The sequence below is a fragment of the Albibacillus kandeliae genome, from assembly GCF_003116585.1.
GTDB classification, from domain to species: Bacteria; Pseudomonadota; Alphaproteobacteria; order Rhodobacterales; family Rhodobacteraceae; genus Albibacillus; species Albibacillus kandeliae.
In genome coordinates this window covers 126,013-150,159 of the sequence record NZ_QEHM01000008.1, presented here as the reverse complement: position 1 = coordinate 150,159, position 24,147 = coordinate 126,013, and the positions used below count along the sequence as shown (strand labels likewise).

Sequence of the window (24,147 nt, the reverse complement as noted above, 5' to 3'; positions counted from 1 at the left end):
CGGTGCCAGCGGCATCGGCAGGGCCATGGCCGAGGCCTTCGACGCGGCGGGGGCCAGGGTCTGGGTCGCCGACATCGACGGGCGCGCGCTGGAGAGCTGCCCGCAGCATTGGGAAACCACGCTGCTGGATGTCACCGACGAGGAGGGCGTCGCGGGCATGTTCGGCGCCATCGAGGCCACCTGGGGTGGCCTCGACACGCTCTGTGCCAACGCGGGCGTCGCGGGGCCGACGGCAGGGATCGAGGACATTAGGCTGGCCGACTGGCGCGCATGCATCGCGGTCAACCTCGACGGCGTGTTCCTCTCGGTGAAATACGCGACCCCGCTGCTCAAGGCGGCGGGGAAGGGGGCCATTGTCGTGACCTCCTCGACCGCCGGTCAGTACGGCTATCCCAACCGCGCGCCCTATTGCTCGGCCAAGTGGGCCGTCATCGGGCTGACCAAGACCATCGCGATGGAACTGGGCAGTTTCGGCATCCGCGCCAACGCGATCTGCCCCGGTTCGGTCGAAGGGCCCCGGATGGAGGGCGTTCTGGAACGTGAAGCGAAGGCCAAGGGCATGACCCGCGATCAGGTCTACGACGGCTATGCCAGCGGCACCGCGATGGGCAGCTTCGTCGAGGCGCGGGACGTGGCCGGAATGGCGGTCTTCCTTGCCTCCGACAATGCGCGCCTTGTCTCGGGGCAGGTGATCGCGGTCGACGGGTTCACGGTGAACCCCGACCCCAAGCTCTGAGGGTCAGCGCCAAAAGGCGAGCCACTCGATGAATTCGTAGAACTTCTTGCCGAGGTACACCATGTGCCCGGATCCGAAGATCGCGACGTCAACGACGATGCCAAGCACGATCAGGATGCCCAGAACCACTGCGAGCGTATTGGTCATGCGTGTCTCGGTCCCGGTGCCAGCAACGAAAAAGCCCCGCCAGCTATGCCTGACGGGGCCATTGTTCACAAGTCCCGGGTGGGCCTCAGTTGACGAGGCGGCCCATGGCGACGGCCACGTCGGCCATGCGCACCGAGAAGGCCCATTCGTTGTCATACCATGCCAGCACGCGGACCATGCGGTTGCCGATCACGCGGGTCTGGTCGGGGGCGAAGATCGAGCTTTCCTCGGTGTGGTTGAAGTCGATGGAGACCTTGGGCTCGGCATCGTAGCCCAGCACCTTGCCCATCGGGCCCTTGGCGGCGGCGGCGACGATGGCGTTGATCTCCTCGGCGGTCACGTCGCGGCCGGCACGGAAGGTCAGGTCCACGGCGCTGACGTTCGGGGTGGGAACGCGGATCGAGGACCCGTCGAGCTTGCCCTTGAGGTGCGGCAGCACTTCGCCGATGGCCTTGGCGGCGCCGGTGGTGGTGGGGATCATCGCCATGGCGGCGGCGCGGGCGCGGTAGAGGTCGCTGTGGCGGCGGTCGATGGTCGACTGGTCGCCGGTGTAGGAGTGCACGGTGGTCATGATGCCGTGCTCGATGCCGACAGCCTCGTCCAGCACTTTGGCCAGCGGCGCGAGGCAGTTGGTGGTGCAGGACCCGTTCGAGACCATGCGGTCGTCCGAGGTCAGCGTCTCGTCGTTGACGCCGAACACGATGGTCTTCTGCACGTTCTTCGCGGGGGCCGAGATCAGGACCGACTTTGCGCCCTGTTCAAGGTGCACCTTGGCCTTCTCGCCGTCGTTGAAGTTGCCGGTGCATTCCAGCACCACGTCGCAGCCCGACCAGTCCAGTTCGGCCGGGTTGTAGCTCGAGAACATCTCGATCTCGCCGCGGCCGAGGTCCAGCGAGTTGCCGCTGACCTTGATGTCATGGCCGAAACGGCCGTGAATGCTGTCGTAGCGCAGCAGGTGCGCGGCGGTCTCGATCGGTCCGGTCGCGTTGGCCTTGACCACGCGAATGTCGTTCCGGCCGCTCGCCGCGATATGCGACAGGGTGCAGCGGCCGATCCGGCCAAATCCGTTGATACCGACATTAATGGTCATGACATACGCTCCGACGAAAGATTCGTTTCGGATCGGATATAGCCACCGCCGGGGCTGGCCTAAAGGGAAAAACCCCCAGAAATAGAATGTGTTAGCGCAAACTGTGTTTGTTAACGCTCACGCTTGCCCTAACAGGCGATTGCGCTAGGCTTCTGGCAGTCGACAGATCGGATAAGGGTGAAACAATGAGCGGCCTCCTGGCACTATTGGACGACGTGGCCGGGATCGCCAAGGTCGCCGCCGCATCGGTGGACGATGTTGCCGCGCAGGCCGCAAAGGCCGGGGCCAAGGCGGCGGGCGCCGTGATCGACGACGCCGCCGTCACGCCCAAATACGTGCACGGCTTTGCCGCCTCGCGCGAATTGCCGATCATCTGGCGCATCACCAAGGGCTCGCTGCGCAACAAGCTGGTGTTCCTGCTGCCCGTCGCACTGCTCCTCAGCGCCTTCGCGCCCTGGCTGATCTCGCCGCTGCTGATGCTGGGCGGGGCCTATCTCTGCTTCGAGGGGGCCGAGAAGGTCTGGCACGCACTGGTGCCCTCCGACACCCACGAGGTGTTTCCCGAGGACCGCCCGGGCGATCCGGCGCATCTCGAGGAAGAAAAGGCCAAGGGCGCGATCAAGACCGACTTCATCCTCTCCGCCGAGATCATGACCATCGCCCTCTCGGCCCTGCCGGAGAGCAATTTCTGGATGGAGGCAGCCGCCCTCGCGGTGGTCGGCATCGGCATCACCGTGGTGGTCTACGGCTCGGTCGCGCTGATCGTGAAGGCCGACGACCTCGGCCTGCTGATGGTCGAGAAGGGCCGCTTGGGCCTGACCCGCGCGCTGGGGCGCGGCATCGTCCGGTGGATGCCGACCTTCATGCACCTGCTGACCATCGTCGGCACCGCCGCCATGCTCTGGGTCGGCGGTTCCATCGTCATCCACGGGCTGGAGGAACTGGGCCTCGGCTGGCTCGGCCACCATATCCACGACTGGGCGGCAGCAGCGGCCCACGCGGTGCCCGAACAGTACGAAGCGGCGATGGAATGGTTCGCCAAGGCCGCGATGGACGGTGTCTTCGGCCTTGCCCTTGGCTTGGTCCTGATCCCGATCGCCACAAAGCTGATCCTGCCGGTCTGGCAGGCCGTCACCGGCGCGAAGCCGGCCGCGCACTAGGTCATGGGCCGCGCGGTGCCCGCCGCGCGGATGTTCTCCCTCAGGCGCCGTAGGTGCGTCGGCAGATGCCGCGCCGACAGATCCGCCTCGCGCACGAGCCGGTCGAAATGCCGGGTGAATGTGGTCACCCGGTCGCGGTCGCGGAATGCCATGTAGTGCCCCCCGGCATAGAAGACGCAGAGCAGGGGGCCGAAGACGGTGATCGGGGCGGAGTAGAGCCGCTTGGAATCGAACAGGTAGATCCGGAGCCGCGGATAGAGCTGGTCGCAAAGCTCCAGCAGCTGGTCGATCTGCTCGCGCCGCACGTCCGCGGGCAGCCCGTGGTAATAGCCGATCCCCTCGGCAAAGCAGTGCAACTCGTAGATCGGGATGCAGATCTCATAGTCCGATCCTGCCGAGCGCATCCACTGCAGGCGGTCCTCCGAGGCGCCGATGGCCTGGTCCGCCGTGCGCCCGAGGTGGGGCTTGTATTCCCATTCCAGCAGGGCGCGCGTCTTCAGCATGTCGGGCAGCGAGGCGGGCACATGGCGGATCTTGTAGCCCGCCGCCTCCTGGTGCCAGGCAAAGATGCGTTCATCCACCAGTGCGCGCGGCGCCTCGGTCATCGACAGCGATCCGGCCAGCAGTTCGGCTGCACTCTCGCGCCGGTCGGATAGCGACAGCAGCCAGTCAGCCGAAACCCCCAGCGCCGAGGCGCAGGCCCCGACCACGTGGGCATTCGGCAGTCGCGCGCCCTCGTCTGTCAGCAGTTGCGAGATGGTCGACCGGTCGACTCCGATCGCTCGTGCCAGCACGCTCTGGTTGGTCCCTGAATCCTGCATCGCGCTCATCAGGCGGGATCGGAATTGCGCGGCCCGCAGGCGTTTGTCGATTCTATCTGACATACGGTGATAAATATCACGCCTGCATATATTTGTTCACCATATTCCGAATGGTAACATTCCTGTGACGGGGTCTAATGGATCCCGGACGGACGAATGAAAGACCACGAATGACCGCAATGACGGAGGCCGCCCCGCGCGCCAGGCTCAAATCCTTTGAGTGGGTTACCTTTTCCCTGATCGCCGGCTGCTACGGCGGATGGGCTCTGGCCCTGTTCTGGCTGTGGGACACGCTGCCGGTCGTCGCCTTCCTGATCGCGGTCCTCACCATCGCCCTGCATTCCTCACTGACCCACGAGGTGCTCCACGGGCACCCCTTCCGCTCCGCCTTCTGGAACGAGATGATGGTGCGCCTGCCGCTCACCCTGACCGTGCCGTACTGCCGCTACCGCGACCTGCACCTGGCGCACCACCGCGACGCCAACCTGACCGACCCCTACGACGACCCCGAGACCAACTACCTCGACCCGGTGGTCTGGGCCCGGCTGACCCGCTGGCAACGAGCGGTCCTGTCGTTCAACAACACCCTGCTGGGGCGCATCCTGATCGGCCCGGCCATCAGTAACGTGCTGTTCATCCGCGGCGAGTTCCGCCTGATCGCCGCCGGGGACCGCAAGGTCGCCCGCGCCTGGATGTATCATGCCCTCGGACTGGCGGTGCTGTTGCCGATCGTGGTGCTCGCCCCCATGCCGCTCTGGGCCTATGTCGCCGCCGCCTACATGGCGCAGGGCGTGCTGCGCATCCGCACCTTCCTCGAGCATCAGGCCCACGAGAAGGTGCGCGGGCGCTCGGTCATCATCGAGGATCGCGGGCCGCTGGCCTTCCTTTTCCTGAACAACAACCTGCACGCGGTGCACCACATGCATCCGGGCGTGCCCTGGTACCGCCTTCCGGCGCTCTACCGGGCGCGGCGCGAGCGCTTCCTGACCATCAACCAGGGCTACGCCTACCGCTCCTACGGCGAGGTCTTCCGCCGCTACCTGTTCAGCGCCAAGGACGAGGTGCCCCATCCGCTCTGGCGGGGTCGCTGAATTTGCGTCAATAGGACGCCATGGAACTCTGGATACCCGTCACCGTCGCCGCAGCCACGTTTCAGACCCTGCGCTTCATGCTGCAGAAAACCCTCAGCGCCACGCGCCTCAGCGCGGCGGGCGCGACCTTTGCCCGCTTCGTCTATTCCGCGCCGGTCATTCTCGCCATCCTCGCGATCTGGCTCAAGCTCACGGGCACCGAACTGCCCGCGGTCACGCCCCTCTTCTGGACCTACGCGGCGGTGGGCGGCCTGACCCAGATTCTCGCCACCGTCCTCGTCGTGCTGCTGTTCAAGCAGCGCAACTTCGCGGTGGGCATCACCTTCAAGAAGACCGAGGTCATGCAGACCGCGCTGGTCGGCGCCATCGTGCTGGGCGAGGGCATCAGCCTCGGCGGCTTCCTCGCCATCCTCGTCGGCCTCGCCGCGGTGCTGGTCCTGTCGAAAACCCCCGATGTCGCAGGCCCCTGGTGGCGGGCACTCGTCACCCCGGCCTCGCTGACCGGCCTCGCCTCGGGCGCGCTCTTCGCGGTGTCCGGCGTGACCTACCGCGGCGCCTCGCTGCAACTCGACGCCGAGGCGCCCCTGCGCGCCGGGGTCACCCTGGCGGCGGTGGTCACCATGCAGACGCTCGCGATGACGATCTGGCTGCTCTGGCGCGACCCCGGGCAAATCCGCGCGGTCTGGGTGGCCCGTTGCACGGCGGTCTGGGTCGGGCTGACCAGCCTCGCCGGATCCTTCTGCTGGTTCCTCGCCTTCACCCTCCAGAACGCGGCCTATGTGAACGCGCTCGGACAGGTCGAGATGGTGCTCTCGCTGTTGGCCTCGGTGCTGTTCTTCCGCGAGACGATCCACCGCCGCGAGATGCTGGGCATGGCGCTGCTGGGGGTCTCGCTACTGACCCTGATCCTGGTGATCTGACGGACAACGGAGCAGGGGGCGCTGCCCCCGTCGCGCCCTGCGCGACTCCCCCGGGATACTTTTTACCCAAAGAAGGCGCGTGACACCCAACTTCTTTGGGTCGCAAATATCCCCGCCGGAGGCATCGCGCGCAGGCGCGATACCGGTTCGGCGGCAGGAGCCCTAGTCGGGCTGGGGATAGCCGCGGAGCCGCAGGAACAGGCTCGATTCATCGTTGTTGCGGAAGTAGGGGACGCTCGCGGGCGGCTCGCGATCGCGGGCGCGCGCCTCGACCTCGGCCAGCACCACCTCGGTGATGAAGGGCAGGTCGAAGTTGCGCGCGTCGCTCAGCTTGATCCATTGCAGATGCGACAGCTCGTCGGTGGCATGGGTGAAATCGTCGAGGTCGCCCTGAATGTCCTCCGCGTCGACGAGGAAGAAACGCGCGTCAAAGCGGCGCGGGCGACCCGGCGGGGTGAGCGCGCGGAACACGAACTGCAGGGCCGAGGCTGTCGGCAGGTTGCCGGTGGCGGCAAAGCGTTCCCAGTCCGGCGCGGGCGCGTCCGGCCATGCCCCGGGGGTGCCGAGCACCAGGCCGGTTTCTTCCCAGAGCTCGCGGATCGCGGCGGCGGCAAGTGCGTGCTGCAGCCCGTCGGGCGCATTGTCGGCCAGCCGCGCGTGGCAGAGCTCGGGCAGGGGCGCGGCCAGCGGGACCGCGCGATCCGCCTCGTCCACGGCGCCGCCGGGGAAGACGAACTTGTTGGGCATGAAGGCGGCCTTGGCGCCGCGCTGGCCCATCAGAATCGCGGGGGTGGTGTCGCGGTCGCGCAGCACGATCACGGTGGCCGCGTTGCGCACTGCGGATTTGTCGATGGCCGGCGTATCGGCGCCGGACTGGGTGTCTCTGCTCATGTATCCTCCCGAAGTCGGGGGGATCAGGCTGGCTTCCCGAAGCCGTAGAGCTGGCGGGCCCACTGATAGCCGACGATCGCCCCCTTCAGTCGAGGCAGAAGGTAGAGCGATAGCGCGACGCAGCCAACTGCAAAAATGCTGAACAGCACCAGCGGTTCGGGGCGCCACGTCTCGAACACGAAGAGCAGCAGCGGCGCCATCAGGTGCCCGACGATCAGGATGGTCAGGTAGGCCGGGCCATCATCGGCGCGATGGTGGTGCAACTCCTGACGGCAGACCTGGCAGGTGTCGTTGACCTTGAGGTAGCCGCGCAACAGCGGGCCGGTGCCGCAGTTGGGGCACTTGCAGCGCCAGCCGCGGACCAGGGCGGGCATCAGGTCGCGCGGCTCCTCGGCCCCGGGCGAGGCGGGGTCGCGCTGATCGGCCACCGAACCCTCCATGAGGTCGGCGGTGGCTGTGTCGTCGAAAGCGGTGCAGGTCTGGGTCATGATCTCGTGTCTCCGCCCTTGAAGATAAGGATGCGCGGCCCCGCGAAAAGAGGACAGGATGTCCTTGCGGCGCCTTGTCGCAAAGCCCTGCGGCGGGTCCGGGCGCGGTTCCGCCGGTTGCAGCCTTGCAAAAAAATCAGGCACGGCGCGACGGAAGCGCGGAGACCTCCCGTTAGAGAAGCATGGTTGGCGGCGATCGTCGACTTGGTTAAGAGGAAAGACACCATGACTTATAAAGGTTTCATCGCAGGCATTCTGGTGGCTGGTGCTGCAGTGACGGCGACCTCCGCCTTGGCCATGGGGTCCGATTTCGGACCCCGGCGCGGGCCGGTCAGCTTCGAGATGCTGGACGTGGACGGCAATGGCGAGATCACCCTCGACGAGATCGAGAACCGCGCCGAGGCCCGGTTCAAGGCCGACGACGCCAATGGCGACGGCATCCTCAGCAAGGACGAGCTGATCGCGGCGGGCCAGGCCCGGGTCGAGCAGCGGGTCGCCAAGATGATCGAACGGTTTGACAAGGATGGCGATGGCGCCCTCTCGACCGAGGAGCTGCCCAAGCCCGGCAAGCCGGGTGCGCCCGACGCGGCACACGAGGGCAAGCCCGGACCTGACCGCGCGGCCATGATGTTCCGTGCGGCGGACAGCGACGGCGACGGCGTGGTCACCGAGGAAGAGTTCGCCTCCATGCAGGACTTCATGAAGAAGTACCGTTTCATGGAGATGAGCGAGAACCGTCGCGGCGATGGCCGGATGGGGGACCGGATGCGCCAGCGCATGGGCGAGCACATGGGCGAGCACCGCAACATGATGGACCGTGACATGCACGGCCAGCACCGTCCGCCGATGTCCGGCGAGGCACCGCAGGAGAGCCAAGACTAAGCGTGTGGGACTTCACCACGACATATCCGCCGCGTCCGTCGGGCGCCGGGAGGTCCGGGTCATCATGACCGAGGACGATCCCGATGCGGATCTGCTTGCCCGCTTCGCGGCGGGCGAGCGCCACGCGGCGCGGGCGCTGACCGACAGTCTCGGGCCGCGGGCCTTTGGCGTCGCTCTCAGGATGCTGGGCGATGGCGCCGAGGCCGAGGATGTGGCCCAGGAGGCGATGATGCGCCTCTGGCGGATCGCGCCGGACTGGCGCACGGGCGAGGCCAAGGTCAGCACCTGGCTCTACCGGGTGACGATGAACCTCTGCGTCGACCGCCAGCGGCGGCGGCGCGGCGGCACTGCCTCGCTCGACGAGGTGGCAGAGCCCCCCGATCCGGCGCGCAGCGTGCCGGAGCAGATGCAGGACCGGGCGCGTGTGGACGCGCTGCAGGCGGCGCTGGACGAACTGCCGGAGCGACAGCGCCAGGCGGTGGTCCTGCGCCACATGGAAGAATTATCGAACCCGGAAATTGCCGGGATCATGGAAATCAGCACCGAAGCAGTCGAAAGTCTGACGGCAAGGGGCAAGCGGGCGCTGGCGGCCATCCTGGCCGGGCGCAGGGACGAACTGGGGTATCAAGATGGCTGAGGACGAAAAGGAACTCGACATTTTCTTCGCTGCCGCCCGGCGCGAGACGGCACGGCTTCCCGATGCGCTCGCGGACCGGATGATGGCGGATGCCGGGCATGTTCAGCGTGAGCGGGCCCGGTTCGGTTCCACGGCACGGTCTGCCATGTCGGCGCCGGCCCGGGTCCTGGCGACGGGGCAGAGCCGCGCCGAGGGCTGGCTGGCCCAGCTGCGCGAGATGATCGGCGGCTGGTACGGCATGGGCGGCATGGTCGCGGCCTGCGCCGCCGGGGTCTGGCTCGGCTTCGCGCCGCCCTCCGGGCTGCCCGATCCCGCCAGCCTGCTTGGCCGGTCCGACGCCTCGGTCGATCTGTTCTCGACCGAGACGCTTGCCGTCGTGCTCACGGAGGACCACTAGATGGCGGAGACTACCGGGCTTACCAAGAGGCAGCGCCGCATGTGGCTGCGCATTCTGGTGATCGTCTCGCTCACGCTGAACCTGCTGTTCATCGGGCTGGTGGCGGGAACCTTCGCCCGCGTGGGCCCGCCGATGCCGCCGCCGCCGCCCTCGGTCGGTGCGGCGATGTTCAAGGCGATGCCGCCGGACGACCGCAAGGAAATCCGCGAGCGGATGCGCGGCACCCGCGACATGCACCGCGACGAACGCCATGCCTCCGAGGCCGAGGCGGTGCTGGCGGCGCTCAGTGCCGAACCCTTCGATGCCGAAGCGCTGCGGCAGGTGGTGCTGAGCCAGGCGCAGTCGCGTTTCGAGGAGATCTCGGCCGCGCAGAGCGACTGGGTCGACCGGGTCGCCGGGATGAGCGACAGCGAACGGCAGGCCTTCGTGGGCCGGATGCAGCAGATCATCGCCGAGGCCGCCAAGAAGCGCAGCAAGGGCTGGTTCGGCGACAAGGACCGTCACGGCGATGAAGGCCCGCGCGATTGAGCGAGAGCAAATGAGAGAGGTGGCGCGGCCCGGGCCGCGCCGCTGTCAGGCCGCCTCGGGAAAGGTCGAGACCTTGTTTCTGCCCCCGGCCTTGGCGCGGTAGAGCGCCCGGTCGGCCCGGGTGATGAGGTCATTGGCCGACATATCGGTCGCGACCAGTCCTTCACCGCCGCTTGGCCCCAGCACCAGTCCGACACTGATCGACACCGGCAGGTCCCGCTGAAGACCGGCGAGGCGATAGGGACGGCCATTGATCTCGCGGCAGAGCCGTTCCGCGAGCAAAGCCGCCGATGCGGGTGACGTATGCGCCAGCACGACAAGAAACTCCTCTCCGCCAACCCGGGCCAGCATGTCGCTGGGGCGCAGCAGCGATTGCAGGCGCAGGGCGGTTTCGACCAGAACCGCATCCCCGACGGGATGGCCAAAGCGGTCGTTCACCTGCTTGAAGTGGTCAATGTCAGCCAGCATCACCGCAAAGCGCGCGCCCGAAGCCTGCGCCTCCTCGGTCACGCGCGCGAGATGGGGCAGGGCGTAGCGTCGGTTGTAGATCCCGGTCAGCGGGTCCAGCACGGCGGCGCGAAGCCCGTTGCGCACCGACCGGCGCAACAGGTCTGCCCGCGCCTTGCGCCTCAGCGCCTGATCCAGCCGCAGTGCCAGTTCCTGTGGGCAGAACCCGCGTTCCAGCACATCATCGGCCCCGCGTTCCAGCGCATCGGCGGCGGCGCGGGCATCCCCGGTCTCGGTCACCGCGATCACCGGCACGCCGCCGGTCACCGCCCGTGCCTTGAGCTCGGCCATCAGGCTCAGCGGATCCCGTTCGCCCCGCGCCCCGAGGTCCAGCACCACAGCGTCGGCCCCGGGGGCCGAGAGCAGGGCGAGGATGTCCCCGGTCCGGTGCACGGTCAGGAAATGGGGGCAGGCGGTGCGCAGGTCGTTCTGCCAGCGCGCGCCCCGCGCCTCGGTCGCGGTCAGCAGGGCCACCCGCGCCTGAGGCGGCGCAAACAGTTGCGCCGGTTCGGAAAAGCCCAGCGGATGCCCGGTGGCCTCGCGCAGCACCTGCACCTCGGCGTTGTTGCGCGACCGGACCAGGTTGCGGACCCGCGCCATCAGCAGCGGATCGTCGAGCGGCCGGGAAATCACGTCGTCGATCCCGGCCTCCAGCGCGCGGATGCGGGAATGGCGGTCGTTCTCCTCGGTGATGGCGATCACCGGAATGGCGTCGAGGTCGGGATCGTGCCGCAGACGCTGGCGCAGGGTGATGGCATCGCCGTCGGGCAGGTTCATGGCACAGGCGATCACGTCGGGCCGCGTCCTGCGGACCAACTCGGCGACACCGGCCAGCGCGGTGGCCTGAACGACCCGGTAGTAGGCCGCCGAGAGCTGGACGCGGAGCATGATCCGGCTGGTGGCGACACCGTCGAGAATGAGGACTGTACCCTGCACCTTCGAAGCTTCCCGAGATTGCGAAAACTTTGCATTGAAGTTTCATTGAGAGTCGTTAACAAACTCTTTCCACTGCTTGAAATAAGGTGCTGGACGTGTCCCTTTCCGCCGATGCTGCCGAAACCCTCGCCCTCCAGGCACTTGCCTGGTTGATGACGCAGGACGAACTGGTTCCGGTCTTCCTTGGTTCGACAGGCGCGTCCGAGGCCGATCTGCGCGCACGCGCGGGCGAGGCGGACTTCCTCGGTTCGGTCCTCGACTTCCTGCTCATGGACGACGCCTGGGTGATCGCTTTCTGCGACAGCGCCGAAATCCCCTATGACAGGGTGATGCCGGCCCGTGCCGCCCTCCCGGGTGGCGCCCAGACGCACTGGACCTGACAGGACCCGACTGGCGGACCGAACCTTAAGACCCGATGAAAGAGACCCCGATGCACATCCAGGCCCTGCTGTTCGACAAGGACGGAACCCTGTTCGATTTCTCCGCAACCTGGGTGGCCTGGGCCGAGGCCTTCCTGCTGCGCGCCTCCAAGGAAGACCGCGCCCGCGCCCGCGCCGCCGGGGCCGAAATCGGTTTTGACCTCGACGCGCGCCGCTTCCTGCCCGAGAGCATCGTGATCGCCGGTACGCCCGGAGAGGTCTGCGACCGCCTGCTGCCGCTGTTCCCGGAATACGACCGCGAAACGCTCCTGCAGGTCCTGAACGAAGAGGCCGAGATCGCACCGCAGGTCGAGACCGTGCCGCTGGTGCCCTTCCTGACCGGGCTGCGCGCGATGGGGCTCAAGCTCGGCGTGGCGACGAACGACGCCGAGACGCCCGCGCTGGCGCACCTCGATGCCGTCGGCGCGCGCGACCTGTTCGACTTCATCGCAGGTTGCGACAGCGGTCATGGCGCCAAGCCGGGACCGGGCCAGATGCTCGCCTTTGCCGAGCGCACCGGCCTCGCGCCCGAGCACATCGCGATGGTCGGCGACAGCACGCACGACCTCTTTGCCGGGCGCAGCGCGGGCATGGTCACGGTGGCGGTCCTGACCGGTATCGCCCGGCACGATGACCTCGCGCCGCACGCAGATGTTGTTCTCCCCGACATCAGCCATATCCCGGCCTGGCTCGCCGGCTGACCGGCGCCCGGGGCTTCACATCGGACCACTCTGTTCGTCTGCGACATGACCTGTCGCGATCAGAACGGAACCTGACCTTCCTCTGGGGCTTGCTGTGATCAGGCAGTCTCGGAGGCCGACATGACGGATACCCTCACCAAGAAGAAACGTGGCGGCGGACGCGCCGGCAATGCGGCGCGGCGCGGCAAGGCGCTGATCGAGCAGATGCCCTGGCGGCTCCCGGTAAACATCGACAAACCGACCGAACCGCTGAGCGAGGAGGGCGTCGCCGCCATCCATGACGGCGCGATGCGCATCCTCGAGGAGATCGGCATCGTCTTCCTGAACGAGGAAGCGCTGGAGATTTTCCGCGAGGCGGGGTGCACCGTCGAGGGCGACCTCGTGAAGATGGACCGCGAGTTCGTGATGGAAATGGTCGGCAAGGCGCCGTCCAGCTTCAACATCACCCCCCGCAACCCCGAGCGCGAGATCACGCTCGGCGGCAAGTACATCCTGTTCGGCAACGTCTCCTCGCCGCCCAACTACTGGGACATGGAGATTGGGCGCAAGGTGCCGGGCACCCGCGAACAATGCGCCAACCTGTTGAAACTGACGCAGTATTTCAACTGCATTCACTTCGCGGGCGGTTACCCGGTCGAGCCGGTGGACCTGCACGCCTCGGTCCGTCACCTCGACGTCCTGTTCGACAAGCTGACCCTGACCGACAAGGTCATGCACGCCTACTCGCTGGGCAAGGAGCGGGTCGAGGACGTGATGGAGATGGTGCGCATCGCGGGCGGGCTGACGCAGGAGCAGTTCGAAGCCAAGCCGCACATGTATACCAACATCAACTCCACCTCGCCGCTCAAGCACGATCACCCGATGATCGACGGCTGCCTGCGGCTGGTGCGGCACGGTCAGGCCGTGGTGGTCTCGCCCTTCACCCTCGCCGGTGCAATGGCGCCTGTAACGATGGCGGGGGCCGTGGCGCAGTCGATCGCCGAGGCCCTCAGCGCCATCGCGCTGTTCCAGTACGTGCGCCCGGGTTGCCCCTGCGCGATCGGCACCTTCACCTCGAACGTCGACATGAAGTCGGGTGCCCCCGCTTTCGGCACGCCCGAATACATGCGCGCCACCCAGATGACCGGCCAGCTGGCGCGGTTCTACAACCTGCCGCTGCGCTCCTCCGGGGTCTGCGCCGCCAACGTCCCGGACGGGCAGGCGATGTGGGAAACTTCGAACAGCCTCTGGGCCGCCGTCCAGTCGGGGACCAACATGGTCTACCACGCGGCCGGATGGCTCGAGGGCGGGCTGATCGCCAGCCCCGAGAAGTTCATCATGGACTGCGAGGTGCTCCAGCAGATCCAGCGCTACATGGAGCCCGAGGTCTTTGCGACCGGACCGGACGAGATCGCGTTCGATGCCATTCGCGAGGTCGGCAACTCCGGCCACTTCTTCGGCATCCAGCACACGCAGGACCGCTACACCACCGCTTTCTACCAGCCCTTCCTGAGCGACTGGAAGAACTACGAGGCCTGGGACCTCGCAGGCGCGGTGTGGACGCCCGAGCGCGCGCATCGGATGTTCAAGGAGATCATCGGCAGCTTCGAGGCGCCCCCGATGGACCCGGCAATCCGCGAGGAACTCGCGGACTTCGTGGCCCGTCGCAAGGCAGAGGGCGGTGCGCCGACCGATTTCTGATCGGGAACGTCAGTTCCCGACAGCTGTGGCTGCATCGGCCAGGGCAACCTGCCGGACCGGCAGATCGGCGAACCGCTGCGGGTTCTCGATCGGGCTGTCCGGCGGAAGCCGGTCGGCCAGCGCCTGCTCCAGCGCGGCGATGTTGCCAAGCGGCGGCGCCGTCTGGTCGCAGGGGAAGCTTCCCAGCGTGGCGGTGAACCCGCCCTCGTGATAGCTGGTAAGGGTGCAGAGCGCCTTGCCCTCGGCGCTGGCAGACCCGCATTCCGCCATTGCCACCATCCGCCCGCCAAGGGCCACCCAGTCCATCCGCCGGTCCTGGACACTGCCGCAGTCGTTCAGCACCGGGGCGAAATCGGTCAGCAGCAGGGTGTCGGGGTCGGCACGGCTCTCTTCGAGAAAAGTCGATACCCGCGCGAGCACTTCGGGAGAGGTGCAATTCTCCCCCGCGCTTTCCATCCGCCGTAGCACCGGGGTCGGAACCGTCTGGCCAAGCTGCGCCGCCAGCGCGGTGTCGTCCCGGTCGGGCCCGGAAAAGGACAGCTCGGTTTCTCCGGCACAGTCGGGCTGCGCGGCGTCCTGGGTGCAATCGGGCAGAAGGTCGGCCCGCAGAGCCACCTGCTGAAAGGCCACATCACCGGTCCCCTTGGCGGTGCCAAAGGCGTTGTCGGTGAAGTAGACGTAGCCGCCGATGACGAAAACCATGACGCCGATGGGAAGCCAGCGTGCGATTTTCAGCGTGGTCAGAATTTCATTCACGGGTAAGTATCGCCATTTTTAATTATGGTCGAGCTGAACGCTATCCAAGAGCGGTCACGAGTCAACTGGGTTTAATTAATTAATATCGAATTGTAGGAATTCAGACGTAATTTGTAATTAAGTTAGTTTTCATCAATTCTCCGTGAATGTTGGCGCCTCTCTTGCCTGACCTCGGGCGGGGCGGCAAGACCGAATTGCGCCTGTCCCCCGATTGTTCATTGTTCCGGCCCGCGCACCTCCGCTTCCATCGTGATCGAGGTCGGCCGGTCATAGCCTTCATGCGCGGTTTCCCCGGTCTTGACGAAGCCCAGCCGAGCAAAGATCGCATGGTTTTCCACCAGTTCCACACGGGTTTGCAGTTGCAACCGGTCATATCCCAGCGCCAGCGCCCGTTCCCGCGCGATCCCGATCATCCGGGCGGCCAGCCCCTGTCCGCGAAGGTGCTGATCCACTGCGAGTTTTCCGAGATAGAGACAATCTGGCCGGGGGGTGAGGACCATGCAGGCAACGGGCGGCGCGCCCAGCGACCAGACCTCGCCGGTGCGGCAGCTCTGGTCCAGGTCCTCGCGCGTCAGCCGATGCATGGACGAGGGCGGGTCGATACGGCCGTCCATGTAGGCGAAAGAGCGGCGGATCAGCTCCAGAACCGGGGCAAGGGCCGGGTCGCCCGCCACATGCCGAATCGCCTTCATATTCATCATCGAGTGCCCTTCGCGCTGATATTGCATGACGTTTCATGGAATTGCGCGCCGTTGCAAGACCCGCTTGGTGAATCGACCGCTTTAATTTCCGTTAGGTCAATTGGCGGTTTCTTTACCGTTTCCTGTCAACTTTCGGGGAAATGAATCGGGGTTGCGGATGCACGGTCTGATTAATAAGGCCATCCAGTCTTTCTTTTGCGTGACCTACGGTGACGCGCGCTGGAAACGGGTGACCCGCATCGCCGAACTCGGGTTCACCGACTTCGAACCTATGCTGACCTATGACGACGACCAGTACGAGCGGCTGGTCAGCGCCATCAGCCGCGAGGCGGGGCGTCCGCGCGAGGATCTGTTCGAGGATCTCGGGACCTTCCTCGTCTCCCATCCCGATTTCGAGGCGCTGCGCCGCCTGCTGCGGTTTTCCGGCCAGACCTACGTGGACTTCCTTTATTCCCTCGACGACCTCGCCGACCGCGTCCGGCTCGCGGTCTCCGACCTCGTGCTGCCGCAACTGGAACTGCGCGAACACACGCCGGGCCTGTTCAGCCTGCTCTGCCAGCCTGGGCTGCCGGGGTTCGGCAGCGTGCTGGTCGGCCTCCTGCGCGCCATGGCCGACGACTACGGCGCGCTGGTCATGCTCGACCATCGCGGCCGCCGCGACGGGTGCGAGGTGATCTCGGTCGCCCTGGTGGAGTCCGCCTTTGCCGAGGGGCGGCGGTTCGACCTCGGGGCGGGCCTGGGATGATCTCGACCGGGCAACTGACCGCGCTGCTCGATATCCTCTGCCCGATGTACGCGATCGTCTCGCCCGCGGGACGGATCGAACACGCGGGGCCGACGCTGCAGAAACTGCGCCCGGATCGGCCTCTGCGGGGCGCGGGCTTCCTTGACCTGTTCGAACTCGCGCGTCCGCGCCGGGCAGGCAACATCGCCGATCTGCTGGAGCGGTCGGGAACCCGGCTGCACCTGCGCCTTCGCGAATCCCCGGGCACCGCGCTGAAGGGCGTGATCGTGGCTCTGCCGGGCGGGCAGGGCGGGCTGGTGAACCTTTCCTTCGGTATCTCGGTGCTCGACGCGGTGCGCGACTACGGGCTCAGCGCCTCCGACTTCCCGGCGACCGACCTCGCAGTCGAGATGCTCTACCTGGTCGAGGCGAAGTCGGCGGCGATGGAGGCCTCGCGCAAGCTGAACCTGCGTCTCAGGGATGCCATGACCGAGGCCGAGGAGCGAGCGATGACCGACACGCTCACCGGGTTGCGCAACCGGCGCGCCCTCCACCGGGCCCTGCAGGGGCTGGTCGAGTCCGGGCGCCGGTTCGCCCTGATGCAGCTTGATCTCGATTTCTTCAAACAGGTGAACGACACCCTCGGCCATGGCGCGGGGGATTTCGTGCTGCGCCACGTCGCCCGGATCATGGAGGAGGAGACGCGCGACACCGACCTGATCGCGCGGACGGGAGGGGATGAATTCGTCCTCGTCCTCGACAGGCTGACTCACCGCGACCGGCTGGAAACCATCGCCGCCAAGCTGATCGAACGGATCGCCAAACCCATCCCCTACGGCAGCGCGTCCTGCCGGGTCTCGACCAGCATTGGCATCGTGGTGTCGCCTCGGCACGGTCTGCCCGACAGCGACGGCCTGCTGCGGCAGGCCGACCTCGCGCTCTACGCGGCCAAGCGCGCGGGGCGCTCGGTCTATCGCTTCTTCACCGCCGACATGGCCGACCAGCGGGCGGAGGGCGGCCCTGACGCCGGCGAGGCCAGCGCGGACGCGGCGGCAGAGGAGTCCTGACCCCCTCGCGGTCGCGCGCGCCTGCCAAAGCCCGCCGGTCGCGGCAGAGGGCGCTTGCGGTTGTTCCAGCGAAAAGCGTAACCTGACGCCGTTAGAGTACGGAATTTCTAGGGAATTCGGGTGGCGGTCAGGCCAGAGGAGAAAGGGTGATGGGGCGGCTTGCCGTCCTGCTCATGGCCGCGCTGCTGGTTGCCGCGGTAGCCGCCTCGGCGGCGCTGCTGCTGCCTGCCTGCGGTGTCCGGCTGCCTGTGTTCGGTGTGCTGAGCGTCTGCGATACGCCCGAGGCGGCGGCGACACGCCGCGATCTGGCCGCCGAACGCGCCATGACCGCCGATCTCGCCGCCGATGTCACCCGGCTGGAGCGCGACCTTGCGCTGCTGCAATGCGTGGCCGAGCCGCCACCGCCGCCTCCGCCGGTCATTCCCGAAACGCCGAGCGGACTGGCGCCGGAAGCCTTCGAAGAAGACGATATTTCGGTGATGGAGGGCTGCTGGGAACTCCAGAGCGATTACCAGGTCCGCGACGTCGATACCGGAGACATCGTCCAGTTCAACCACTGGCGCATCTGCTTCGACGAGAATGGCAATGGCCGCGAAGAGATGCGCGCGACCGACGGAACACTCTGCGAGGGCGTCCTGACCGGGGCCATCGGCGACGGCCGCCTGACCATGCGCGAGCCGGGCAAGCTGCAATGCGATGCGGGCTGGTTCATCTTCCGCCGTGACATCACCTGTGCATTGGACGCGGCGGGCGCCGCCCAGTGTGAGACCTTTCAACCGGAGATCAACGGGCGGAGCAGCGCAACGCTGCGCCGTGCCGGGAGAGAGCCGCAATGAGCAAGCAGTTCCTGACCAAGACGCGGGTGACGGCCGAGGATTTCGTCGAGGCGGGCGGCCGTCCCGTTCTGGAACGCTACGACGAGCTGGTCGATCTCCTCGCCGCGCGACTGGGGCCCGAGGCCGCCGAACTCTTTGCCGAGCCGCTGATCAGCCGTGGCAACGACCAGGCGCCGCCAACAATCTCGTGGTACGGGCCCGGGGGCGGCGAGGCCCGCGCGCTCGACCGGCTCGAGGGGGCGGAACGCGCGCTGATCCAGCGCTACCTGTCCGATCACCTGCGCCCGCTGCGCGCCTTGGCGGACACCGGGGCAGGAGACGGGTTGCTCGCTGGTGCGCTCTCGCTCTATGGCGAGGGCGACGTGCTGGTGGTCGACGGGCTCCCGGTGATCGTGAACTGGGGGCTGATGCCGGGCGGCAAGGGGGCGGCGGCCACGGCCCGACCGGACCACTACGCGGCGACCATTGGCCGGTATCTGCCAGCCGCCCCGATGGCGGCGAGTGCGCCCCCGGCCGCCGCCGCACCACCTGACGGGCGCGCTCAGGGGAGCGACGTGCCACCGCCGCCGCCGCCGACAGGGGGCGCGCCAACCGTGCCCGCTGATCCACCCGCGCCGGCGCCGCGCCGGGGGATCAGCCCGCTGGCCTGGGTGCCGCTGCTGGTCCTGCTGCTGCTGGCCGGTGGCACGCTGGCCTGGCTGCTGATGCCGGGCACCCGCCTGTTCAACGCCGCCGCGCCAGTGGCGGTCACCGAGGCCCGCATCCTCGGCGCCGCCCGCGCCGAGAACGAAGCGTTGCAGGCGCGGCGGACCCGGCTGCAGCAGGCGCTCGCCGGGGCGCAATGCCGGGCCGATGGCGAATTGATCCTGCCCGGCGGCCTGACTCCCGAGGGGCTGACACCGCCCGAGCTCGGCACCGCGCCCGAGGCCCGCGCCGAGGCCGAGCCGGACGCCATGCTGCCGAGCCGCAGCAACCGCGTGGTCGTGCCCGACGGCGCGGATGGCGAGGTCAGCCTGCTTGCCCGGCTCGAGGCCAGCACGGTGATGGTTTTGTCCTCCGGCAACGGCGAGCTCGCCCTCGGGTCCGGATTCTCGATCGCGCCGGGGCTGATCGTCACCAACTATCACGTCATCGAACAGGCGCTGGGAACGGGGTCCGAGATCTTCGTGGCAGGGGCAGGGCTCTCTGCCCCGCAGGCCGCCACCGTGGTCAAGCGCGCCGGACCCCTGCTCGACACCGGTGCCGATTTCGCGCTGCTCCAGATCGCCGACGAGGGGCTGCCGCCGCTGCCGGTCCATGTGCCCGAAACATCGCTCAAGCTGGCCAATGTGGTCGCTGCAGGCTTCCCCGGCGATGTGCTGGAGACCGACGCGGGCTTTGCCGCGCTCAGCCGGGGCGACGTGGCCGCAGTGCCGGAGCTGACCGTGACCGACGGCATCGTGAACACCGAACAGCAGCTGTCGGACCAGACCCACGTGCTGATGCATTCCGCGGCGCTGAGTTCGGGCAATTCCGGCGGCCCGCTGGTCGACATGTGCGGCCGCCTCGTCGGGGTGAACTCCTTCGTGCGCAAGGGACCGATGCAGAACCGCGGCTTTGCCCTGACCTCCGCCGACCTGCTGGCCTTCCTTGATGGCACGGCGGCGGCGCCCGTGCTCGACGCGACCCCGTGCCGCCCGGTGGTGGTGCGCCCCGGCGCCGCGTCCACCGACGGCCAGTAGGGGCAGACCATGCGGGACAGGGTCCTCGTCACCACGTCGCCCGAGGGGCTGCAACCGCTGGGAACGGCGGCGCAGCGCTCGTACGAGCTGGTCACGGGTATCCTGCGGGCGCGCCTGTCCAAGGATCATGCCGCGCTCTTTGCCGAGCCCGTCGCGACCGAGCATGGGGACAGCATCGACTGGCACGCCGGAGCGGGTGGGCCGGTGGTGCGCCTGCCTGAACTTGACGAGGCGGAACAGGCCGCGCTGCGGGACCGGATCGGCAGCCTGATCGGCGACATCAGGGCCGAGGCAGACCGCCTTGCCCTCTCTGCCGACCCCGATGACCAGCGGTTGGGCGAGGCGCTGGCGAACGCCATCGAGATCCCCGGCGAGGAGATGATCTTTGCCGCCCGCGACGACGGCGGCGCGCTACGACCGATCCTCGTGCATTGGGCCTGGCACCGCAGCGAGGCCCGCGCGGTCCGGGGCGTGCTGACCGCAATGGTGCCGCGTCCGGTTGCGCCCGTGCCCCCCGCGCCGGTGGCTGCCACGGCGACGGCGGCCCCCTCACGCGCGCCCTGGTGGATCCTGATCTTGCTGGGCTGGCTGCTGCTGGCGGCGATGATCGGGGCTATCCTCTACCTGCTGATCGCGCCCTGTGCCCTTGCGCCGGGGTGGTTCGATCACTGCCGCGCCCCCGAGGGGCGGCTGGAGGCCGTGCTGACCGAGGGGCGCGCGCTGGAAGACGAGGTGGCGACGCTGGAGTACGATCTGGCCCGCACCGGGCGCGAATGCCGCCCCGAGCCGCAGGAACAGGCGATGCTGCCCGAAGTGCCGGAGCCGGACGAGGAACTGACCCAGAGGCTGGAAGAACGGGGCGCCAGCCGCGGCGATCTGAACTTTGCGCTTCAGTGGTCCACCTCGGACGACATCGACCTGCACGTGACCTGCCCGACGGGCGAGCGCGTCTTCTTCCGCAACAAGACCGCCTGCAACGGCACGCTGGACCTCGACGCCAACATGCGGTCACAGGGGATCGTTGCCGATCCGGTTGAAAACGTGGTGTTCGAGCCTGCGATGACGGGTATCTACGTGGTGCAGGCGCATCTCTACAAGGAACGAACCCCGGGCCCCAAGCGTGTTGTTCTGACCGTTCTGCGCCGAGATGGACCTTCGCAGAGCTATGAAGCTATCCTCGGGGGCAACCAGCGGGACTGGACACTGAACATAAGTATTTCAAGATAGGCCGTATGCAGACTCCAGATCATCTCGCTCCATTGCCGGACTGGCACGACGACATCACCCTGGTGCCCTACTCGGGGACGCAGGTGCTCGACTTCGGGTTCCGTCTCGATACGCTCGATCTGCGCAGCGCCCGCTTTGTCGAGCGCGTGGTGGGCGGCACCGAGGCGGCGCAGGAGTGGGCGTTGGTTCCGATGACGGGCGATCCGGAGACGGACGAGCAGATCGAGGCGGCGGCCCGGGCGGACGATGACGAGTACAGCATCCGCCCCTCGGCGGCCCTCGACCCCTACCTTTCGAAATGGGTGCCGGTCCCGGTGCTGCGGATCAAGAACGACCGTGGCCCCGGCGGCGAGGAACGCTTTGACCCGGGCCCGTCCGCATGGGCCCGTATGCGGGTGGTGGAACTGGACGAACCCGATGCCACGACGGGCGACACCCACCGGGTGCAGCTGGCGCTGGATACCGCGCTGGTCGAGAGCCCCGGTCCATTGCACTACCTCGGCCCCGATCGCTCCGATGCCGAAAAGGCCCGCGATTTCCGCTTTGTCTCGGACCCGGTGGCGATGGACTGGTACCTGCGGCGCCTGGAAACCGACGACTCGGGCGAGGTGCTGGACCTTCAGAAATGGGTTTCGGACTGGCTGGACGAGCTGTTCATGGCCTTCAAACGGGCGGAACGTCCCGGGCGCAAGGTGACGCACGAGACGCTCCCGCACAAGTTCGAGCACTGGGCGCGCTACCTCGCCTTCCTGCGGGTGATCGACCATGCCGTCAGCATCCCGCGCATCCGCCTTGCCAATACTGTCAGCAGCCGTGACAGCGTTACCCCGGTCGAGGCGGAACTGGTGCTCGACATCGGCAACTCGCGCACCTGCGGCATCCTGATCGAACGCTTTCCCGGCGAGACCCGGCTGGACCTTGCCCGGTCCTTCCCGCTGGAGGTGCGCGATCTCTCGCGGCCCGAGTTCGTCTACTCCGGGCTCTTCGAATCCCGCGTGGAGTTTGCCGAGCACCTGATGGGGGACGAGCGCTATGCCAGCCGCTCGGGGCGGCGCAACGCCTTCCTCTGGCCCTCCATCGTCCGCATGGGCCCCGAGGCGCTGCGCCTTGTCGCCAGCGAGGAGGGGACCGAGACCGCCTCGGGCCTGTCTAGCCCCAAGCGCTACCTCTGGGATGATACCCCGGCGCCGACCGACTGGCGGTTTCATCACCACAGCGATCCCAACAACCTGCCCAAGTCCCTGCGCGCCGCCATGCGTCACCTGAACGAGGCGGGCGATGTGCTGGACCAGATCCGCGAGGACGAGGGCGCCAAGCTGCGCCCGCGTGGCAGCACCCCGACCACCCCGGCGATCCGCCCGCGCTTTGCCCGCGCCTCGCTCTTCGGGTTCATGCTGGCCGAGATCATCGCCCATGCGCTGATCCAGGTGAACGCCCCGGCGGGTCGTGCGCGGCGTCCGCAATCGGAACTGCCCCGGCGGCTCGACCGGATCATCCTGACCCTGCCGACCGCAACCACCGCGCAGGAGCAGGCCATCATCCGCTCCAAGGCGCGGGGCGCGCTCAAGCTAGTCTGGACCATGCTGGGGCTCAAGGACGGCGAAAGCACTATCAGCCGGATGCCCGAGCTGATCGTCGACTGGGACGAGGCCAGCTGCACGCATCTCGTCTGGCTCTACTCGGAACTGACCCAGAAATTCGACGGGCGCATCGACCGTTTCCTGCGTCTCAAGGGACGGGAACGCGAGGGCGAGCCCTCGCTGCGCCTGGCCTGCATCGACATCGGGGGCGGCACCACCGACCTGATGGTGACGACCTACAAGGGCGAGGCGGGCCGCGTCCTGAACCCCGAGCAGAACTTCCGCGAGGGCTTCCGCGTCGCCGGGGACGAGCTGTTGCAGCGGGTCATCGCCTCTGTCGTGCTGCCCGGTCTCCAGTCCGCCATCGAGGCTGCGGGCGGGCGCTTTGCCGGGGACAAGCTGCGTGAACTCTTTGCAGGCGACATCGGCGGCCAGGACCAGAAGACGGTGCAGAAACGCCGCCAGTTCGCCCTGCGCGTGCTGGTGCCGCTCGCCATCGCGATCCTCAAGGTCTGCGAAACCGCCGAGGAGTTCGAAACGCTCTCGGTGCGCGTGGCCGATACGCTGCCCCGCCTGCGCGAGATCGGCGAGGAGGCGGCCGAGGTGCCGCGCGAACTGGTCGCCTATATCGAGGACGCCGCCATCGCGCTGGGCGCCGAGGGCTTCCGGCTCGAAGACGTGACGCTGGGCTTCTCCCGCGAGGACGTGGACGCCGTGGCGCGCGAAGTCTTCCAGCAGGTGCTGTCGAACATGGCCGAGGTCATCGACCACCTTGGCGTCGACGTGGTGCTGCTGACCGGGCGCCCCTCGCGTCTGCCTGCGGTGCGGTCCGTCTTCGAGGAGATGATGGCGGTGCCGCCGCACCGGCTGGTCTCGATGCACGCCTACAAGACCGGGCGCTGGTATCCCTTCCGCGATCCGGTGACCCAGCGGATCGGCGACCCCAAGTCCACCGTCGCGGTGGGCGGGATGCTGATCGCCCTGTCGGAGTCGCGCATCCCGAACTTCAAGGTCGATACGCGGGCCTTCCGGATGCAGTCCACCGCGCGCTACATCGGCGAGATGGACAGCTCGGGCCAGATCACCAACGACCGGGTACTCTTCTCCAACGTCGACCTCGACAAGCGCAAGAGCCCGGCGGACATGATCGCGACGCTGACGATGTATACGCCGATCTACCTCGGCTCACGCCAGCTTCCGCTGGAGCGCTGGACCACCACGCCTCTCTACCGGCTCGACTTCGCGTCGCCCCGGGTAGAGGCGCTGGCGCCGCTCAAAGTCACCTTCGAGCGGACCGACTTCGATGACGACCCCGACAGGGAAACCTCGGAATCGGTCCTCAAGCGAGAGGCGATGCGCGAGGCGTTTGCCCCGTCGGATGTGGAAGATGCCGAGGGCGGCGGTCTCAGGAAGACCGATGTGCGGCTCAGATTACATACACTGGGCTTCGAAGATGAATACTGGATCGACACCGGCCTGTTCCGGCTGTGAGCAACGGGTAACT

At 67.5% G+C, this 24,147-nt stretch carries 25 protein-coding genes; 17 read left to right on the top strand and 8 right to left on the bottom strand.

The window, feature by feature from the left end; genetic code table 11:
• The first annotated feature begins 25 nt into the window (after positions 1–25).
• On the top strand, positions 26–736 hold the full coding sequence (locus DDT93_RS18525; protein ID WP_232825512.1) for an SDR family oxidoreductase: 711 nt from the start codon (positions 26–28) through the stop codon (positions 734–736).
• 3 nt (positions 737–739) lie between these two features.
• Here DDT93_RS18525 and DDT93_RS26780 read toward each other — a convergent pair whose 3' ends face one another.
• Together DDT93_RS26780 and gap are read right to left on the bottom strand one after the other, a co-directional pair.
• On the bottom strand, positions 740–883 hold the full coding sequence (locus DDT93_RS26780) for a hypothetical protein (RefSeq protein WP_198654909.1): 144 nt from the start codon (positions 881–883) through the stop codon (positions 740–742).
• An 85-nt stretch (positions 884–968) separates the two neighbouring features.
• Positions 969–1,973: a type I glyceraldehyde-3-phosphate dehydrogenase gene (gap, locus tag DDT93_RS18520; RefSeq protein WP_109467363.1), complete on the bottom strand. Its 1,005-nt coding sequence runs from the start codon at positions 1,971–1,973 to the stop codon at positions 969–971.
• Positions 1,974–2,158: 185 nt separating this feature from the next.
• On the opposite strand from gap, the gene DDT93_RS18515 reads away from it, so the two are divergent.
• Positions 2,159–3,133, top strand: coding sequence for a DUF808 domain-containing protein (locus DDT93_RS18515; protein ID WP_109467362.1), 975 nt, complete (start codon positions 2,159–2,161; stop codon positions 3,131–3,133).
• On the opposite strand, the gene DDT93_RS18510 is transcribed toward DDT93_RS18515, so the two are convergent.
• Positions 3,130–4,017: a helix-turn-helix domain-containing protein gene (locus tag DDT93_RS18510; RefSeq protein ID WP_109467361.1), complete on the bottom strand. Its 888-nt coding sequence runs from the start codon at positions 4,015–4,017 to the stop codon at positions 3,130–3,132. The two genes, DDT93_RS18515 and DDT93_RS18510, sit on opposite strands and share 4 nt — an antisense overlap.
• Positions 4,018–4,124: 107 nt before the next feature.
• Here DDT93_RS18510 and DDT93_RS18505 point away from each other — a divergent pair, with 107 nt between their 5' ends.
• The gene (locus DDT93_RS18505) at positions 4,125–5,045 is read left to right on the top strand and encodes a fatty acid desaturase (RefSeq protein WP_408607948.1); all 921 of its coding nucleotides are present in this window, start codon (positions 4,125–4,127) and stop codon (positions 5,043–5,045) included.
• 20 nt (positions 5,046–5,065) lie between these two features.
• Positions 5,066–5,965, top strand: a complete 900-nt coding sequence (locus tag DDT93_RS18500) for a DMT family transporter (RefSeq protein ID WP_109467360.1) — start codon at positions 5,066–5,068, stop codon at positions 5,963–5,965.
• 162 nt (positions 5,966–6,127) lie between these two features.
• On the opposite strand, the gene DDT93_RS18495 is transcribed toward DDT93_RS18500, so the two are convergent.
• Together DDT93_RS18495 and DDT93_RS18490 are read right to left on the bottom strand one after the other, a co-directional pair.
• The gene (locus DDT93_RS18495; RefSeq protein ID WP_109467359.1) at positions 6,128–6,856 is read right to left on the bottom strand and encodes an NUDIX hydrolase; all 729 of its coding nucleotides are present in this window, start codon (positions 6,854–6,856) and stop codon (positions 6,128–6,130) included.
• A 23-nt stretch (positions 6,857–6,879) separates the two neighbouring features.
• Positions 6,880–7,230: a DUF983 domain-containing protein gene (locus tag DDT93_RS18490; protein WP_232825511.1), complete on the bottom strand. Its 351-nt coding sequence runs from the start codon at positions 7,228–7,230 to the stop codon at positions 6,880–6,882.
• Between the two features lie 339 nt (positions 7,231–7,569).
• Between DDT93_RS18490 and DDT93_RS18485 the strand changes: the two genes are divergently transcribed.
• The 4 genes from DDT93_RS18485 to DDT93_RS18470 are packed head-to-tail and all read left to right on the top strand — an operon-like array spanning position 7,570 to position 9,788.
• Positions 7,570–8,226, top strand: coding sequence for an EF-hand domain-containing protein (locus DDT93_RS18485; RefSeq protein WP_109467358.1), 657 nt, complete (start codon positions 7,570–7,572; stop codon positions 8,224–8,226).
• Positions 8,227–8,248: 22 nt separating this feature from the next.
• Positions 8,249–8,863, top strand: a complete 615-nt coding sequence (locus DDT93_RS18480; protein ID WP_408607952.1) for an RNA polymerase sigma factor — start codon at positions 8,249–8,251, stop codon at positions 8,861–8,863.
• Complete coding sequence (locus DDT93_RS26775) at positions 8,856–9,260, top strand: hypothetical protein (RefSeq protein ID WP_198654908.1); 405 nt, start codon at positions 8,856–8,858, stop codon at positions 9,258–9,260. Before DDT93_RS18480 ends, DDT93_RS26775 begins: the two co-directional genes overlap by 8 nt.
• The gene (locus DDT93_RS18470) at positions 9,261–9,788 is read left to right on the top strand and encodes a periplasmic heavy metal sensor (protein WP_109467355.1); all 528 of its coding nucleotides are present in this window, start codon (positions 9,261–9,263) and stop codon (positions 9,786–9,788) included.
• Between the two features lie 45 nt (positions 9,789–9,833).
• Here DDT93_RS18470 and DDT93_RS18465 read toward each other — a convergent pair whose 3' ends face one another.
• Positions 9,834–11,231 (bottom strand): diguanylate cyclase domain-containing protein, encoded by a 1,398-nt coding sequence (locus tag DDT93_RS18465; RefSeq protein WP_109467354.1) that lies wholly within the window; start codon positions 11,229–11,231, stop codon positions 9,834–9,836.
• Positions 11,232–11,326: 95 nt separating this feature from the next.
• Here DDT93_RS18465 and DDT93_RS18460 point away from each other — a divergent pair, with 95 nt between their 5' ends.
• From DDT93_RS18460 to DDT93_RS18450, 3 genes are all read left to right on the top strand, one after another.
• Positions 11,327–11,611, top strand: a complete 285-nt coding sequence (locus DDT93_RS18460) for a DUF3572 domain-containing protein (RefSeq protein WP_109467554.1) — start codon at positions 11,327–11,329, stop codon at positions 11,609–11,611.
• A gap of 50 nt (positions 11,612–11,661) precedes the next feature.
• On the top strand, positions 11,662–12,351 hold the full coding sequence (locus DDT93_RS18455; protein WP_109467553.1) for an HAD family hydrolase: 690 nt from the start codon (positions 11,662–11,664) through the stop codon (positions 12,349–12,351).
• A 120-nt stretch (positions 12,352–12,471) separates the two neighbouring features.
• Positions 12,472–14,031: a trimethylamine methyltransferase family protein gene (locus tag DDT93_RS18450; protein WP_109467353.1), complete on the top strand. Its 1,560-nt coding sequence runs from the start codon at positions 12,472–12,474 to the stop codon at positions 14,029–14,031.
• Between the two features lie 9 nt (positions 14,032–14,040).
• On the opposite strand, the gene DDT93_RS18445 is transcribed toward DDT93_RS18450, so the two are convergent.
• Complete coding sequence (locus DDT93_RS18445) at positions 14,041–14,787, bottom strand: hypothetical protein (protein ID WP_109467352.1); 747 nt, start codon at positions 14,785–14,787, stop codon at positions 14,041–14,043.
• 215 nt (positions 14,788–15,002) lie between these two features.
• Positions 15,003–15,488: a GNAT family N-acetyltransferase gene (locus DDT93_RS18440; RefSeq protein WP_408607947.1), complete on the bottom strand. Its 486-nt coding sequence runs from the start codon at positions 15,486–15,488 to the stop codon at positions 15,003–15,005.
• Between the two features lie 157 nt (positions 15,489–15,645).
• Here DDT93_RS18440 and DDT93_RS18435 point away from each other — a divergent pair, with 157 nt between their 5' ends.
• The 6 genes from DDT93_RS18435 to DDT93_RS18410 all read left to right on the top strand — a co-directional run bounded on the left by DDT93_RS18435 (position 15,646) and on the right by DDT93_RS18410 (position 24,134).
• Complete coding sequence (locus DDT93_RS18435) at positions 15,646–16,233, top strand: heme NO-binding domain-containing protein (RefSeq protein ID WP_109467351.1); 588 nt, start codon at positions 15,646–15,648, stop codon at positions 16,231–16,233.
• Positions 16,230–17,279: a GGDEF domain-containing protein gene (locus DDT93_RS18430; protein WP_109467350.1), complete on the top strand. Its 1,050-nt coding sequence runs from the start codon at positions 16,230–16,232 to the stop codon at positions 17,277–17,279. The genes DDT93_RS18435 and DDT93_RS18430 overlap by 4 nt, the downstream gene beginning before the upstream one ends.
• Positions 17,280–17,428: 149 nt before the next feature.
• A complete protein-coding gene (locus DDT93_RS18425) occupies positions 17,429–18,115 on the top strand; it encodes a hypothetical protein (protein ID WP_109467349.1) in 687 nt (228 codons plus the stop codon).
• Positions 18,112–19,836, top strand: a complete 1,725-nt coding sequence (locus tag DDT93_RS18420) for a trypsin-like peptidase domain-containing protein (RefSeq protein ID WP_109467348.1) — start codon at positions 18,112–18,114, stop codon at positions 19,834–19,836. Before DDT93_RS18425 ends, DDT93_RS18420 begins: the two co-directional genes overlap by 4 nt.
• A 9-nt stretch (positions 19,837–19,845) precedes the next feature.
• Positions 19,846–21,063, top strand: coding sequence for a hypothetical protein (locus DDT93_RS18415; protein WP_109467347.1), 1,218 nt, complete (start codon positions 19,846–19,848; stop codon positions 21,061–21,063).
• Positions 21,064–21,068: 5 nt separating this feature from the next.
• A complete protein-coding gene (locus DDT93_RS18410; RefSeq protein ID WP_109467346.1) occupies positions 21,069–24,134 on the top strand; it encodes a virulence factor SrfB in 3,066 nt (1,021 codons plus the stop codon).
• Positions 24,135–24,147: the final 13 nt, after the last annotated feature.

Bases quoted from the DNA above. Each gene is read 5' to 3' on its own strand.
- DDT93_RS18525 (WP_232825512.1), top strand. From the start codon at position 26: ATGGCCGAGGCCTTCGACGCGGCGGGGGCCAGGGTCTGGGTCGCCGAC.
- DDT93_RS26780 (WP_198654909.1), bottom strand. From the start codon at position 883: ATGACCAATACGCTCGCAGTGGTTCTGGGCATCCTGATCGTGCTTGGC.
- gap (WP_109467363.1), bottom strand. From the start codon at position 1,973: ATGACCATTAATGTCGGTATCAACGGATTTGGCCGGATCGGCCGCTGC.
- DDT93_RS18515 (WP_109467362.1), top strand. From the start codon at position 2,159: ATGAGCGGCCTCCTGGCACTATTGGACGACGTGGCCGGGATCGCCAAG.
- DDT93_RS18510 (WP_109467361.1), bottom strand. From the start codon at position 4,017: ATGTCAGATAGAATCGACAAACGCCTGCGGGCCGCGCAATTCCGATCC.
- DDT93_RS18505 (WP_408607948.1), top strand. From the start codon at position 4,125: ATGACCGCAATGACGGAGGCCGCCCCGCGCGCCAGGCTCAAATCCTTT.
- DDT93_RS18500 (WP_109467360.1), top strand. From the start codon at position 5,066: ATGGAACTCTGGATACCCGTCACCGTCGCCGCAGCCACGTTTCAGACC.
- DDT93_RS18495 (WP_109467359.1), bottom strand. From the start codon at position 6,856: ATGAGCAGAGACACCCAGTCCGGCGCCGATACGCCGGCCATCGACAAA.
- DDT93_RS18490 (WP_232825511.1), bottom strand. From the start codon at position 7,230: ATGCCCGCCCTGGTCCGCGGCTGGCGCTGCAAGTGCCCCAACTGCGGC.
- DDT93_RS18485 (WP_109467358.1), top strand. From the start codon at position 7,570: ATGACTTATAAAGGTTTCATCGCAGGCATTCTGGTGGCTGGTGCTGCA.
- DDT93_RS26775 (WP_198654908.1), top strand. From the start codon at position 8,856: ATGGCTGAGGACGAAAAGGAACTCGACATTTTCTTCGCTGCCGCCCGG.
- DDT93_RS18470 (WP_109467355.1), top strand. From the start codon at position 9,261: ATGGCGGAGACTACCGGGCTTACCAAGAGGCAGCGCCGCATGTGGCTG.
- DDT93_RS18455 (WP_109467553.1), top strand. From the start codon at position 11,662: ATGCACATCCAGGCCCTGCTGTTCGACAAGGACGGAACCCTGTTCGAT.
- DDT93_RS18450 (WP_109467353.1), top strand. From the start codon at position 12,472: ATGACGGATACCCTCACCAAGAAGAAACGTGGCGGCGGACGCGCCGGC.
- DDT93_RS18440 (WP_408607947.1), bottom strand. From the start codon at position 15,488: ATGATGAATATGAAGGCGATTCGGCATGTGGCGGGCGACCCGGCCCTT.
- DDT93_RS18435 (WP_109467351.1), top strand. From the start codon at position 15,646: ATGCACGGTCTGATTAATAAGGCCATCCAGTCTTTCTTTTGCGTGACC.
- DDT93_RS18430 (WP_109467350.1), top strand. From the start codon at position 16,230: ATGATCTCGACCGGGCAACTGACCGCGCTGCTCGATATCCTCTGCCCG.
- DDT93_RS18425 (WP_109467349.1), top strand. From the start codon at position 17,429: ATGGGGCGGCTTGCCGTCCTGCTCATGGCCGCGCTGCTGGTTGCCGCG.
- DDT93_RS18420 (WP_109467348.1), top strand. From the start codon at position 18,112: ATGAGCAAGCAGTTCCTGACCAAGACGCGGGTGACGGCCGAGGATTTC.
- DDT93_RS18415 (WP_109467347.1), top strand. From the start codon at position 19,846: ATGCGGGACAGGGTCCTCGTCACCACGTCGCCCGAGGGGCTGCAACCG.
- DDT93_RS18410 (WP_109467346.1), top strand. From the start codon at position 21,069: ATGCAGACTCCAGATCATCTCGCTCCATTGCCGGACTGGCACGACGAC.